General features: G+C 50.8%; 10 protein-coding genes. 2 read left to right on the top strand and 8 right to left on the bottom strand.

Annotated features, from left to right (window positions below; translation table 11 throughout):
• The 6 genes from HGH92_RS32040 to HGH92_RS32015 all read right to left on the bottom strand — a co-directional run bounded on the left by HGH92_RS32040 (position 1) and on the right by HGH92_RS32015 (position 9,983).
• Positions 1 to 1,698: an FAD-dependent oxidoreductase gene (locus HGH92_RS32040; protein WP_168874923.1), complete on the bottom strand. Its 1,698-nt coding sequence runs from the start codon at positions 1,696 to 1,698 to the stop codon at positions 1 to 3.
• A 266-nt stretch (positions 1,699 to 1,964) separates the two neighbouring features.
• Positions 1,965 to 3,341, bottom strand: coding sequence for a RagB/SusD family nutrient uptake outer membrane protein (locus tag HGH92_RS32035; RefSeq protein WP_168874922.1), 1,377 nt, complete (start codon positions 3,339 to 3,341; stop codon positions 1,965 to 1,967).
• 25 nt (positions 3,342 to 3,366) lie between these two features.
• Positions 3,367 to 6,705 carry a TonB-dependent receptor gene (locus HGH92_RS32030; RefSeq protein ID WP_168874921.1) on the bottom strand — a complete coding sequence of 1,113 codons (3,339 nt, stop codon included), beginning with the start codon at positions 6,703 to 6,705 and terminating at the stop codon, positions 3,367 to 3,369.
• 250 nt (positions 6,706 to 6,955) lie between these two features.
• Positions 6,956 to 8,140: a FecR family protein gene (locus HGH92_RS32025; protein WP_168874920.1), complete on the bottom strand. Its 1,185-nt coding sequence runs from the start codon at positions 8,138 to 8,140 to the stop codon at positions 6,956 to 6,958.
• A 100-nt stretch (positions 8,141 to 8,240) separates the two neighbouring features.
• Positions 8,241 to 8,852 (bottom strand): RNA polymerase sigma factor, encoded by a 612-nt coding sequence (locus HGH92_RS32020; RefSeq protein WP_168874919.1) that lies wholly within the window; start codon positions 8,850 to 8,852, stop codon positions 8,241 to 8,243.
• Between the two features lie 174 nt (positions 8,853 to 9,026).
• On the bottom strand, positions 9,027 to 9,983 hold the full coding sequence (locus HGH92_RS32015) for a hypothetical protein (RefSeq protein ID WP_168874918.1): 957 nt from the start codon (positions 9,981 to 9,983) through the stop codon (positions 9,027 to 9,029).
• A 248-nt stretch (positions 9,984 to 10,231) separates the two neighbouring features.
• Here HGH92_RS32015 and HGH92_RS32010 point away from each other — a divergent pair, with 248 nt between their 5' ends.
• Complete coding sequence (locus tag HGH92_RS32010) at positions 10,232 to 10,651, top strand: hypothetical protein (RefSeq protein ID WP_168874917.1); 420 nt, start codon at positions 10,232 to 10,234, stop codon at positions 10,649 to 10,651.
• A gap of 47 nt (positions 10,652 to 10,698) precedes the next feature.
• On the opposite strand, the gene HGH92_RS32005 is transcribed toward HGH92_RS32010, so the two are convergent.
• Positions 10,699 to 11,016: a hypothetical protein gene (locus HGH92_RS32005; protein WP_168874916.1), complete on the bottom strand. Its 318-nt coding sequence runs from the start codon at positions 11,014 to 11,016 to the stop codon at positions 10,699 to 10,701.
• A 439-nt stretch (positions 11,017 to 11,455) separates the two neighbouring features.
• Here HGH92_RS32005 and HGH92_RS32000 point away from each other — a divergent pair, with 439 nt between their 5' ends.
• Positions 11,456 to 12,745, top strand: coding sequence for an FAD-dependent oxidoreductase (locus tag HGH92_RS32000; RefSeq protein ID WP_168874915.1), 1,290 nt, complete (start codon positions 11,456 to 11,458; stop codon positions 12,743 to 12,745).
• Here the strand turns inward: HGH92_RS32000 and HGH92_RS31995 are convergent.
• Positions 12,714 to 13,610: a helix-turn-helix domain-containing protein gene (locus HGH92_RS31995; protein WP_168874914.1), complete on the bottom strand. Its 897-nt coding sequence runs from the start codon at positions 13,608 to 13,610 to the stop codon at positions 12,714 to 12,716. The two genes, HGH92_RS32000 and HGH92_RS31995, sit on opposite strands and share 32 nt — an antisense overlap.
• Positions 13,611 to 13,667: the final 57 nt, after the last annotated feature.

The following is a 13,667-nucleotide window of genomic DNA, read 5'->3' as shown; positions in this document are numbered from 1 at the left end:
TTACCGATTAAAAATGATCTGTCTGTCTTTTAATAAACGGGCGCGCAGCCTGTCATACGGCACATCCTGAACGGCGGTGTTATGGTCTATCGCAAGGCTCGCCGCTGTAGCAGCAGACTGTCCCAGCACCATAAAAACCGGTTCCATCCGGATAGAGCCATATGCTGCATGGGTGACGGACGCGCAAAGCGGCACCAGCAGATTCCCGCATTCGCCACGCCTGGGTATAATGGCCCGATAACTGATGCCAAAGGGCGCCGGTATGTGTACGAACATGCCGCCTTCGCTCGTAACGAAGCCGGTGGGCGATACAAAAAGTTTTATTGCGTGGGAGTCCATATGGTAAGAGCCAAGTCCCACCGGGTCTGGCGCCACCTCTTTGGCCAGTGCCGTGTGTTCCGTGATCACCACATCGCCGACCATGCGGCGGGCTTCACGGATATAAAGCTGGAACGGCCAGTTGCCTGTATCGGTAAACTCGTCTTTTGCCAGTCCCCATGGGATATAACGCTGACGCACAGCCGCCGGGATACGCGGATGGTGCTGCAATGTCCAGATCAGTCCCCGTTGCCATTGCTCATGCATGTTGGCTATATGCTCGCGGGTGCTGTAGTCCGCCTCCGGGTAATTCCAGCTCATGCCCACAAAGTCAGTGGAAATATAGCCGTTGTTGTTAGTATCGGTTTTGCCATTGGGCAGCCGGTCGAGTTTTAGAAAACTGCCCTGCAACGACGTTTTGAAAAAATCACTTTCCATCCCTCCTGCTTCGATGAAGCGGAACAGCAGCTCATACTGTTCGTCTTTGTAGCCTGCCGGCTTTTCTATAGATACCCGGTTTTCGGGGATATTGGTAAGACACAGCCGGTAGTTGTAAGCCTGTACCCCCTTGTCCCCGTCTCCCACATTTCCTCCCCGGTCGGGACACACGCGGTCAAGCAGGCCACTTTGCGGATTTCCCTTCACCCGGTACGGATCGATGCCTTCGGGGAAGCGCCCCGGAAGCGGCAAGGGGCGGATGCCATTGTTTGTTTCCTGATAACGGCTGTTGGGTTCCCGCCCAACTATGTAAGATACGCCGCACGCTGCCATCAGATCGCCTTCATACGTGGCGTCAATGAACATACCGGCCGTGAAAACACGGCCCGATTCCATCCGGATGCTGGTAATTTTGTTTCGCTCCATTTTCACGCCGCTGCCGCGGTCCAGCCGTTCGTTCTTTACCACGGTCACCTTTGCTTCGCTTACCATCTGATCGAACAGCCGTTCTGCCACAGAGGGTTCCAATATCCACATGGTTTGGTCATCGGGTGCCAGCGCAGCATGTTGTTCGGCCATGGCATGCTTTTTCTCCCATTTCCAGGCGCTATCGTTGCGGTAGTGTTTCCAGACGCGGTGGAAATACTCCCTTGCCAGTCCGCCGATGGTGTGCGGGTCTCCTACGTCCACCCAGCCAAGCCCCCCGCTGGTGAGGCCGCCCAGGTGTTTTCCCGGCTCTATCAACGCCACGGTCTTACCCATGCGTGCTGCCTGGATGGCGGCCATTACGCCGCCGCTCGTTCCACCGTAAACGACTATATCAAATACTGCTGTCGAAGCCGGAGCAGACAGGCCCTTCAGGGTGGCTGTATACGGGATCACTGCGCCCAGCGCAAGTATACCGGTCTTCCGGATGAAATGGCGTCTGTCTAACTGGTCCATCTGTTTAACTGTTGCGCTGCGGGAAACTCCCGGGATGTTGCAAGATGTTTTTTCATAACTGTGGGCCCCCGTCATCGCTGGGTCAACGCCCTGATGTCCGGGAATTGGTAATTTTCATAAAGAATTTGATGGGACAAAATATTTCGGAAGATATTTTTCATGGGAACGCTCCCATTTTCGTGGGACTGTTCCCATGGCGGAAGTTCAGGGCAGAAAAAAGGGCCGGTCTTTTGCAGACCGGCCCTGACGGGGTTAAACGGTTAATATCAATATCCTTTGTTCTGTGTCAGGTTAGGGTTCCTGGCAAGCTCTGTTGAATTAAAAGGCAGGTACAGGCGGGTAGCGTCTTTACCTTTCGCGGCCAGGAAAGGAATAGCGGTACCAAAGCGGCGCATGTCCTGCCAGCGGCGGCCTTCTCCCACAAATTCCCGTCTTCTTTCATTCTCCAGCTCTTTCAGGAAGGCAGCCGCATCGGCAAAGTCGCCGTTGCTTTTGGTGCCGGCCTTACGGGCCGTTCTCAGCTGGTTGTAGTAGGTCACGTCCACCACGCCTTTTCTGGCGCTGGCTTCTGCGGCTATCAGCAGGGCCTCACTGTAACGGATATACGGATAAATGGCATAGGTGGAAGAAGTGGATTGCAACGTATCTGTGGAGAACTTCAGCAGGTAGGTCACTTCCTGTCCGGTGACCGCATTACGTTGCCGGCGCAGCAACTGGCTCCGGATATCTGTTGGTTCGTACAATTTTACCAGCTCGTCGCTTATCCAGGTAAGCCCGGGGCTGTTTCCCTTAAACGGCGCGGCAGGGCTGTAAAAGGAGTACATGCCGTAGCGGTTGAAATTGTTGCTCAACGGCCCGTCAACCCCTCTCCACATCATTTCCCGTGACGTGCTGCCAAACTGGAACACTTGTCCATAGTTACTGTTTACCAGCGAGAACTTGCCGGAGCTGATCACCTGTTGCGCGAGATCGCCCGCCTCCTGATGTTTGCCCAGTTGCAGGTAAACCCTTGCCAGCAGCAGTTGCGCTGTTTGTTTACAGGCCGCATTGGAGGTAGTAAAATCCTTCAACAGGGGAATAGCTTCGGTAAGATCGGCGACGATGGACGCATACACTTCTGCTTCAGTATTTTTATCTCGACGGATTTTGTTGATATCCGTTTCTGTTTCCAACGTCAAAATAACGCCACCGTAGGTTTCCACCAGCCGTGTGTACTGGTACGCCCGTATCGTCAGCGCTTCCCCCAGCAAGGGCTGCATGTCTGACAACTTTTTGCTCCGGATATAATTGATGATAAAATTAGCGTTGCCGATGGACTTGTAGGCGCTGTTAATAGTGCGGCCATTGCCGAAACCATCTTCCACAGTAGGATTGCACGCATCATAACCAATCGGGTTAAACTGCGTAGGCGTGCCTCCCTGGATAGATACAATGTCATCACTATAAATGTCCCATACCGGGTAGGACTGGTAGTATACGCCATCAGGCTTATAAGCGCCCTGTAACAATAGCGGCAGCTGCTGCGGCTGTACGTGGTCCAGATCGATGGAGGTATCCGGTTGTGGTTCATCCAGTTTACCGCTGCAACCAGCCAGCGACAGTGCGGTAACAAATAACAACAGCGTTTTTTTATATGTCAGCATGTAATAATCTTTTTAGTAATTCAAATTAGAACCGGGCATTGATACCAATGGAAATAGTACGCGGCATGGGCACAATAGCCAGCTGCACGCCATTCTCCAACGCCTGTTCGGGATCTCCCGATTTCAGGCCTCTGTCTTTGATGACGAATATGTTCTGTACAGCTCCGTATAGGCGTAACTGTTCGAACGCCTTGCTTTTGACAATTCTTCCTGCAAAATCGTAGCCCAGTGTAAAGTTTTTAAACCGGAGGAAAGAGCCGTTGAAGAGAAATAAAGTAGATGGCCTGCTGTTCCAGTCCGACGTTTTTCCGGCGCCATGAGGTCCTGTCACTGCGCGGGGATAGTGGCTGTTGTCACCGGGTTTGGTCCATCTGTCCAGTACCCAGTCAGGCATGTTGTCCATCACACCGGATTCATCGCTCAAACCATAAAAGCGCGCGCCCTGGTCGCTGAGGTTATATATTTTATTACCGACGGTATATACGAACTGCGCGGAAGCGCTGAAACCTTTCCAGGAAGCGTCGAAATTAAACCCGCCGCTGAATTTGGGTTGTGAAGTGGGCACATAGATCATGTCCGCCTGGTTGATCACCCCGTCTTTGTTGACATCTTCGTATATCACGTCACCAGTTTGCGGATCAATTCCCAGCGCGTTATAAAGCTGAAGCATACCTACCGGCTGTCCTACTACCACAAATCCCATGGGGCCTCCCGGATAATAACCGGCGTAGTTCATGATGTTATCGCGCAATTCCGTGATGCGGTTGCGGTTAATATTACCTACAACTCCTACATTCCATTTGAAGCTGTTGGCTCCTGCGGCGGCGCTGCTATAGCTGACCGCGATGTCCACGCCACGGTTGTCCATAGCACCCAGGTTCACGCGCTGGCTGGAGAATCCGCCGGCAGATGCGGGAATGAATATTGAAGACAGCAGTGCGTCTGTTTTCTTCGTGTAATATTCCACGGTGGCGCTCAGCCTGTCGTTCAGGAAACGTGCTTCCACCCCGATGTCCTGTTGCCGCGTGCGTTCCCATTTAAGCGCCGGGTTACCCAGCCTGTTGTAGAGTTGCAGGGCCGGAGCGTTCAGATAGGTTTGTGTGGCCACCAGGTTGCTTACGTCGTTTAACCCAAGCGGACGGATATTACCAGTGATGCCGTAGCTGGTGCGTATTTTCAGGTAGCTGATCCATTTCTGTCCTTTCATAAAAGGTTCGCTGGACACCACCCAACCGGCAGAAACCGCGGGGAACCAGGCATAACGGAAATCTTTCAGCTTGGAAGAGCCGTCTCTTCTGACAGAAGCGCTGAACAGGTACTTATGGTCCCAGCTCATGTTGGTACGCAGGAAAAACGACTGTGAATTCTCCCTGAACTCACGGTTTTTGGACACAAAATTATTGTCGAAGCTGGAGGCATTTCCTGGTTTCCAGAGGCTCGGCGTGGAAGGGAAACCTGTCATGGAAAAACCGGTAACGTTATAGTTGTTATCGGTATACTCCTGCCCCAGCAACGCATCGCCTCTCCATTTGCTGACATCGAAACGATAGCTCAGCACGTTGTTCCACGTATAACGCAGCCCGTTAACGCCTTCATTTTTATATACGCCGCGCATGGCCTGTCCGTAGTAACTGATCGGGTTGTCGAAAGTCTCGCTGACATTATTGTTCTTAGATGCTGCCAGCATAGTGCGGAAGGAGAAGTTCTTTGGTAAAGTGATTTCCGCGAAAAAGTTACCAACATAATTCCAGGTGCGGGTAGTTTTGGCGTAGCCATCCCTGGTGGCATAGGGATGTTCCTGCAAACCGTACCAGTACCCATAGGTGCCGTCGTCGTTGTATTTGATTTCCTCAGGCATGTCAGGTCTGGCCAGCATAGCGTAATAAAGCGGCGCGTCTATATCTTTATCCAGCACATTGGAAATGCTGATATCTGCGCCGGCCTTGAACCAGTTGAATATTTTCTGTGTAACGGCCAGCTTACCGGAGTAGCGGGTAAAGCGGCCTTTGCCCACCGCATTGTCTTCGGAATACTGTCCGAAGGAAAGGTAGTAGGTAGTTTTATCGGTACCACCGGCCAGGCTGGTCTGCACATTTTTGGTGATAGCCTGCGAAGGCGTCACTTTCTTCAGCCAGTTGTTATCGGCCGTTCCCATGTCCAGGTTGTCGATCTGCGCCTGGATGAGGTCTTTTTCATTATTCAGACCGGCGATTTGTTCAGGAGTGAGCCCGCCGCCGGCTATTTGTTTGTCGATATCGCTGATCCTGTTGTTCCTGGCTTCTTTGAAGATCATGCTATATTGCTCGCTGTTCAGCGGGTTATAGTTGAAGACCGATTTTGTAGTGCCCCAATAGGCGTTCACGTTAACACGTGTTTTGCTGTTGAAGTTGCCTTTCTTAGTGGTGATCAGCACAACTCCCTGCGCTCCCCTCGCACCGTATATAGCCGAAGAAGCAGCATCTTTTAATACCTCAATAGATTCTATGTCCTGCGGATTGAGGTTGGCCAGGCTGTAATTGGCGTTGGCACCGTTGGATGCCGCGTCTATCACCAGTCCGTCTATTACGATCAGCGGGTTGGTGCCGCTGCCGGCCTCGTTGGTCTGTAATGTTTGCACGCCTCTGATGGTGAATTGCGGAACAGCGCCGGGCCTTGAGTCTCCCTGTTTTACAAACAAGCCGGCCACCCTGCCCTGCAGGCCGTTGACCGTATTGGACGACATGTTTTGTTCCGGCTGCACGGTCGCTACTTTGGCGATGGAGCCAGTCAGGTCTCTCCTTCTGGCGGAGCCATAACCAATTACTACTCTTTCATCCAGCGCCTGCGGCGCGATTTTTAATACTACTTTGAGAACGGGCCTGCTACCAACAGCTACTTCCTGTGCCTGATAACCGATGGAAGAAACCACCAGTACAGCGTCCGGTGCCACTTCGGGCAGTGTGAATTCTCCGTTGGCATTGGTGATAGCTCCTTTGGTAGTGCCTTTTACACCTACAGACACGCCTGGCACCGGCTGACCGTTCTCATCATAGATGAAGCCCGAAACCCTGATGGGTGGCGGCGGAGGGACAGGATTTTCCCGAATGATCACCATATTGTCCCGGATAATATAGGCAAGCGGCAGGTTGCGCAGACAGCTGTCCAGCGCCTGTACCAGCGTAACATCTTTCAGGTTAAGGGTCACCTTCTCTGCCTGTCGCAGCTGTGATGCGGTATATACAAAGGTATACCCGGATTGCCGGTGTAGTTCACTGAATACCTTGCTGACCGGTGCATTGTTCAGGGAGAGTTGCAGTCGCTGCGAATAGCCGGTGGCACTAAGCTGCATACAGGCTCCCAGCATAAGAACGGCGGATAACTTCATAATCCTCCACGGTTTGGTTGATAAGAAACGGAAATTGTTTCCGGCTTGGTTCCAAGCGGGTAAAATCATACTTTTGATTTTGGGTGATTAATAAATGATCATCAGCGTGATGTTTAAAATTACCCGCAGCACCCGGTGTTAGCAGCACCAGGTGCAGGTCCTGTTCATTAGCAGTGAACAGGATTTTTTACGGGATCACTATACGAATGGTTGGTCCGTCTGTTTATGGAAGGGCATTTTGCCCGTGGTATCAGGGATATACGGTCACTCGTTGTCCTTCGAGCCGGAAATGTACTTTCCCTGTCAGCTCCAGGATTTTTAACGCTTCCGCAGCGTTGGCGAAACGCGGGATCTCTGCATAAAACTGTTCGTTTACCTCTCCTGCATAGGCTACATCTATATTATACCAGCGGCTCAATTGCCGCATGATTTCCTTCATGGGGGCAGCATTAAAAATGAAGCGCCCGTTTTTCCAGGCCACTGCTTCATCCGTGTTGACCGGTGTGTTTGTCAGTTGTCCTGTGCGCCTGTTCAGCGCGGCCTGACAGCCTTTAGCCAGCGGCAGGCTTACCTCATGGTGTTTCACCACTACTTTTCCTGAGAGCAGCGTAGCATGCACAAATGCCTCGTCCGGATAAGCCGACACATTAAAAGCGGTGCCCAGTACTGTCAGCTCCATATCGTTTACCGTTACAAGAAACGGCCGGGCGCTGCTGGCGGCTACTTCAAAATAGGCTTCACCGGAGAGCTCCACCTTGCGGGCCCCGTTACTGAATGCTACAGGATAATGCAGACTGCTCATCGCGTTGAGCCATACTTTGGTGCCATCGGCCAATACCACGCGGAACTGTCCTCCTCTGGGCACTGTCAGCGTATTATAAGCCGGCTTCGCATCCTGTATGCCCAGCTGTTGGTAGGTCACCAGTCCGCTGTCCGTTTTCACGATGCGTACCTGGTTCCCCGTTATGACGGTGCTGTTCAGGGTACTGTCCAGCGTGATCACGGAGCCGTCTGCCATTGTCAGCGTAGCTTTGTTGCCTCCCGGCGGCAGTATCTCCGGCTTTGCGGCCTTTACCACTGCCGGTGCAGAAGGCGCCGCCGGTCCTGACTTCCAGAGGGCATAGCCGCCTGCCAGCGCCGCGACAAAGATGACCGCCGCAGCAGCGTAGCGCAGCAGTTTATGTAGCGGGCGTACGGCTGCACCAACGGAGACGGTGTGTTGTCTGTCTAAAATATCTCCAATGATCCGGGAAGAGGCTTCCTCCGTGAGCTGTGCTACCGGCTCGTAATCGGCCCATACACGCTCCAGCACCTGCTGCAGCGCAGCATCGCCGTCAGATTGTTCTATCCAGCGCGCAAGTTCTTCCTTCTCTGCAGGCGTACAGGCCTGCTGAAAAAACTTAGCCGCCAGGTAATCTATTCTCCCTTCGGACATGGAAACAGGTTTAATCATTCATACCAGGGCTGAAAATGCCCTGTAATACTATAGAGACAAGAAAACGGCGGGGTATGTCTAGTGTAAATTGAAATTTTTTTCAGAAGGGGGAATTTTCTGAGGCGGTCAGCAGCAGGAAGAACACCGGCAGCAGGTCTGTATGATTGCCCAGGCCTGTGCGTAGCGCCTGAAGCGCCTGCACCAGGTGTTTGTTGACCGTAGAAGGGGAAATATTCAGCAGGCTGGCGATTTCTTTATGCTTCAGTCCCTGTTCCCTGTTCAGGAGGTATACCTTGCGTTGCTGGGGAGGCAGGGATTCAATGATTTCGTGCACCCGTTCCCGTAATGCCTTAAATTCCACCTCTTCACCGGAAACGGAGGTGTGGGTGGTGTCTGGCCGGCTTGCCTCTTCTATAGGCAACAGCGTGGCCCGGGCCATTTTCCTGAAATCGTTGATGGCCTGGTTCTGTGCCATACGAAAGAGATAACTGTTAAAATGTACGATAGCGGCCAGTTTATCACGTTCTTTCCAGAGCCTGAAGAACACTTCCTGCACCACATCTTCTGCTGCCGGGCCGGAGCCGTTCAATTGCAGCATAAAGCTGTATAACTTCTGCCGGTACTTCATAAAGAGCGCCTCAAAGGCTGTTTCATCGCCTGCGGCAGCCAGCGCCAGCAGGGCTTTTTCATCCACCTCTCCTGCAATATTCATGGTTGGTCACTCAATTATTTCTAAAAATAGCATCTCTCGAAAACGGAACTGTAAAAATAGCTAATAAGCCGAAAGCATTAGCATCAATTTACAAAGCGTTCCGGAAACAACAAAACGAAAGCCTCACAGGGCCTGCCTGCGAGGCTTTCATCGCCCGTTACCGTTTCGGTATTGTCAATAATAGATATCTACGATGCCGTTAGGCGTACCCTGGGTCACCACTGTGGAGTGCTGGCCGCAGTCTGTAACAGGGTTGTCTATTGACCATGACAGGGGCGCCTGTGCGCCACCCACTCTCAGGTCGATACCACTGAGCCTTGTTTTGGCCGTATTGGGATAGTTGGAGCAGGTGACCACGCCATACGCTTCCAGCGACTCTGCCGCCCAATACAATGTGGGGATATTGTTGACCGTCAGGTTAATGGAAGGATAACCGGTAAACACGGACGTATAGCTGCGGGTGCTGCCACTGCCGCCTATCAGGCTCATAATACCCTGGAGGTTGGTGCCCGGATTGACGCGTATCAGATTGCTGTATACAGAGTTGTTACCGACGTACCAGTTGGCGATGGCCCAGTAGCTGCCGCCGCCGGCCGCAGAAGGTCCCCACTGCAACACCGGCTGCAGGATGTTGCTGGAATTCTGCAAGCCGTTGAACAGGAAGATGGTCTGTCCGGAATTCACTGCTGGCGCGGGTGGCACCGTCCAGCTGGTAGCGAAGTAGGAAATAGCAGAAGCCGTGTTATTGGTCCAGTAAGTGTAGGTGATCCAGCCGGAGCCCAGCGGGAACACGCCATTACCGGGCTTTTTGGACTTTTTGGGGTTGAACGGAATTCTGGCGTCGTCCTGTTCTATGGCGCCGTAATCCGCCAACACCTTGCCATTGCGGTCATACCTGCGCAGCCGGTTGCCTTCGCCGCTCAGGTATTCACCTGTTTCAATATGATGTACTTTCGATTTGGCCACCCAGCCTGCAGGAGTAAGCACCTGGTCCTGGTGGTCGTTTATTTGTGCCTTGTCGGCAGCAGCTGTTACTGCGTTATTATCCGCTGATGTGCCGTTCTGCTCTTTCTTACAGGCAGAAAATACCACAACACTCAACAGCATGAGGGAGAGGATGTATTTGCTCATAAATAGGGGTTTGGGTTAAGAAAATATGAGAAAAGGAGAAACGGATAGTTCGGGCTTCTACTAAAGTAAGCCAAACCACTGCGAACAGGCAGTATATCACGCCATGATGGCAGTATCAGCGGGTTATTACATCAACAGCCGGTGTCGGGGTCATATCCGGCTTGTTTCATCATAAAATAACATCAGATTACGGAAAAAAAATCTATCTTAAATAGGTATTTGAAAACCTGAATTTTAAATTTTAACCGATGAGAAAAACAATTGTTTTAAGTTTCCTGTCAACTTTATTTTTTGTCCAAAGCCATGCCGCTTCCGCTCCGGAAAAAACAGTAAACATATTGTCTGTAGCAGAGAAGCCTGCCGACAACGACAAGATCTCAACAACATTTAATGTCCGGATAACCCTGGTGGACATCCATGGGGCGCCGGTAACAGGCGGTTCAGGCCTGCGCGGCTACTGGGCACAGAACGTAGCCACCGGTGAGTATTATTACCCCGGCGGGCAGGAAGATGAAGACAAGTTTGAAAATCTGCCGGCTGGTACGTATACCTTTGGTGCATACCCCGGTAACTGGGACGGTGCTGTTTCCAAAACAGTGACGCTCAGCAGCGGCAATGTAGGCCCTGATGGCTACATTGTGGTAACATTAACCTATTGGGTAGAATAACTTACCTGCCAAAAGCAAATGAAAAGACTGGCCCATGGCCGGTCTTTTTATTTTTCCGCTTTCTGCGGGCGGGCAACTTTCTGCAGGCTCACATTCTCGCAAACAGCATATACTGCATAGAAGAACATCAGCGTGAATATGGTGTATTTGCTGGTATTAGCTCTGTTCACCACAGCGTAGATAGTGATACCTGCCAGGCAAAGCATCATTCTGCTGATCATAGCGCCGTATACACGGAGCATAAAAACAGCGTTGCTTTCTGCCTGTACGCCTTTGCGGCTCATGTTATAGGTGAATGCTGAAAGTAAAGCCAGCGCGAGGTTTCCGAAGAGTAGCACATTATGGTGAACACCATTGTCTAACATCCAGTCCTTAGATAAAAATAACGCGCCGTTCAGTAAAATAAAAAGGCCAATGACTCTAAAGTAAAATCTATCCCACATTTCTGTTCAAAATTCTGTTCCAAAGTTGTTTATGAGGGCGCAAAGTTAAGATCAAAAAAGATAACTGCAAAATGATGGCAGTAAAAAAAGAGTATTAATTAAATGTAATCATATAGGTCTTTTGCATGCTTTGATCAGTCGAAAACACATTCGGAAGCCTGTAAACCGGGTCTGGTCAAGTCTTCCGGCCGTTAAAACATTAAACACTAATCATATTTATATCATTTACCATTCGAAACAAGCTGCTTGTATTTCCTTTGCGAATCGCTCCTTCTGCAAGACAGATTCACTGCCTTCACTAAAAATCAAAACGGCCGATTTTTACTATTCTACAGGGTACCGTCATCCTAGTTTTGTGATCATGAATATCAAGAATAAAAAGATCGCTATCGTTGGTGGAGGCCCAGGAGGCCTCACCCTGGCAAGGCTCTTACAACTAAAAGGCGCCCAGGTAAAAGTATATGAACGGGACATCAATAAAGATGTGAGGATACAGGGCGGCGCACTGGACCTGCATACTGATTCCGGCCTCGCAGCACTGGCCAAAGCAGGGCTGATGGAAGAATTTAAAAAGCACTACCGCCCGGAAGCGGGACTGATGCGCGTGGTAGACGACCAGCTGACTATTCATTTTGATGAACATCAGACGGGCAAAAAAGAAACCTTCGGCGATACACACCATCGCCCGGAAATTGACCGTGGCCCCTTGCGGCAAATCCTCCTGGATTCGCTGGCGCCGGACACCGTTGTTTGGGACAGCCACATTTTATCGATTGAAAAAATACAGGGCACCTGGAAATTGGTTTTCCAAAACGGTCATACCGCTACTGCGGATATCATTATCGGCGCAGACGGGGCCAACTCGAAGATCAGGCCGTTTGTCACCGCTGTCAAGCCTTACTGGACAGGCATCACCATGCTGGAAGGATCGCTGAAAGACGGCGCCAGGACCGCACCGCTCATTTATGAATTACTAAAGGGCGGAAAGTTATTCGGCTACGGGAAAGAACAAACGCTGATCGTCAGCTCCAAAGATAACGGCAGCTTCGGATTTATGGCCAGCTTTAAATCCAATGAACATTGGGCGAAAGAAAGTGGTATTGATTTTACAGACCATCGTCAGGTCCTTGCGTGGTTTAAAAAGGAATTTTCAGCCTGGAACCCTGCCTGGTGGGAACTCTTTGAAAGCCCGGACACGACTTTCATTCCGCGCCCGCAATATTGCATACCACCAGACCAGCAATGGGAAGCCAATGCCGATATCACCCTGCTGGGCGATGCCGCCCACTGGATGCCGCCTTTTGCCGGCGAAGGCGTGAACATGGCCATGCTGGACGCGCTGCAGCTGAGTGAAGCACTGACTAACCCGGCATTCAGCGATACCAGACAAGCTATTGCCCACTATGAAAAGCAGATGTTTGCCCGGTTTGGCAAAATGGGCCAGGCGACGTTGTTTAATACTAAGTGGATGCATCAGCCCAATGCGTTGAAGGATATGCTGGCGATGTTTGGGAAAAACAAGTTTAAACAGGGGCTGTTCTTTATCAGGTATATTATAGAGGTCAGCGTCATTCCGGGCATTCGAAAAATCCTGGGAAGGCCACATGCGCAGGAAGTATTTAATTCATCATCCGGTAATCATTCGGCGTAACGCCTGCTTTTTGTTTGAACAGGCGGGTGAAATGCTGCGGGTATTTAAAGCCCAATTCGTAGGCAATTTCGCTTGCGGACTTATTCCTCTCAAACAGTCTCTCTTTCGCCACATCTATCACTTTTGACTGAATGTATTCCAGAGCGGTTTTCCCGGTTTCTTTCTTTATCAGGTCACCAAAATAGTTGGGGGACAAATGCAGGAATTCGGCGCAATAAGCCACGGAAGGCAAGCCCTCGCTCTGTGGTTTACCGGATAAAAAATAGTCATTCAACAGGTGTTCAAAGCGTTCCAGGACACCTTTATTTGCATTGTCACGCGTAATGAACTGGCGGTCGTAAAAACGGATGCAGTAATTGAGCAGCAACTCAATGTTGGATGAAATCAATCTTTTGCTGTGTTTGTCTATATTTTGATCGAGTTCATACCCGATTTTTGAGAAGCAGTCTATTACAATACTCTTCTCTTTATCCGACAGGTGAAGCGCTTCGTTTACATCATACGAAAAGAAAGAATAATCCTGCATATGTTTGCCCAGCGGAGTACCATTTATCAGGTCAGGATGAAAGAGCAACACCCAGCCCTTCAGTGCAAATAGTTCAAGTCCGGGTTGCACACCCACCACCTGTCCGGGCGCTATAAATATCAGACTTCCTTCCTGGTAGTCATAGTGCTTTCTTCCATAGCGCAATTGGCCACCGTTCAATTCCTTCAGGCCCACCGCATACAAATCAAAGTTGAATGATTTCGCGGGCACCGGTTGCGCTTTCGAGAGGTCAATCACCGTAACCAGCGGATGTCTGGTCGCTACTCCCCTCATGGCATTGTATTGTGCGACGCTGCGAATTTTTACAATCTCATCCATATGCTGCTCTTTTATAGCTACAAATTTACAGGTTCCGGCAAGCTTTTTTGACAGCTG

The sequence above is a fragment of the Chitinophaga varians genome (assembly GCF_012641275.1).
GTDB classification, from domain to species: domain Bacteria; phylum Bacteroidota; class Bacteroidia; order Chitinophagales; family Chitinophagaceae; genus Chitinophaga; species Chitinophaga varians_A.
The sequence above is the reverse complement of the archived record's forward strand: the minus strand, read 5'-3'. Positions and strand labels throughout refer to the sequence as shown.

Excerpts from the sequence above, each read along its gene's own strand:
- HGH92_RS32000 (WP_168874915.1), top strand. The coding sequence starts at position 11,456 with ATGAATATCAAGAATAAAAAGATCGCTATCGTTGGTGGAGGCCCAGGA.
- HGH92_RS32040 (WP_168874923.1), bottom strand. The coding sequence starts at position 1,698 with ATGGACCAGTTAGACAGACGCCATTTCATCCGGAAGACCGGTATACTT.
- HGH92_RS31995 (WP_168874914.1), bottom strand. The coding sequence starts at position 13,610 with ATGGATGAGATTGTAAAAATTCGCAGCGTCGCACAATACAATGCCATG.
- HGH92_RS32020 (WP_168874919.1), bottom strand. The coding sequence starts at position 8,852 with ATGAATATTGCAGGAGAGGTGGATGAAAAAGCCCTGCTGGCGCTGGCT.
- HGH92_RS32010 (WP_168874917.1), top strand. The coding sequence starts at position 10,232 with ATGAGAAAAACAATTGTTTTAAGTTTCCTGTCAACTTTATTTTTTGTC.
- HGH92_RS32025 (WP_168874920.1), bottom strand. The coding sequence starts at position 8,140 with ATGTCCGAAGGGAGAATAGATTACCTGGCGGCTAAGTTTTTTCAGCAG.
- HGH92_RS32005 (WP_168874916.1), bottom strand. The coding sequence starts at position 11,016 with ATGTTAGACAATGGTGTTCACCATAATGTGCTACTCTTCGGAAACCTC.
- HGH92_RS32030 (WP_168874921.1), bottom strand. The coding sequence starts at position 6,705 with ATGAAGTTATCCGCCGTTCTTATGCTGGGAGCCTGTATGCAGCTTAGT.
- HGH92_RS32015 (WP_168874918.1), bottom strand. The coding sequence starts at position 9,983 with ATGAGCAAATACATCCTCTCCCTCATGCTGTTGAGTGTTGTGGTATTT.
- HGH92_RS32035 (WP_168874922.1), bottom strand. The coding sequence starts at position 3,341 with ATGCTGACATATAAAAAAACGCTGTTGTTATTTGTTACCGCACTGTCG.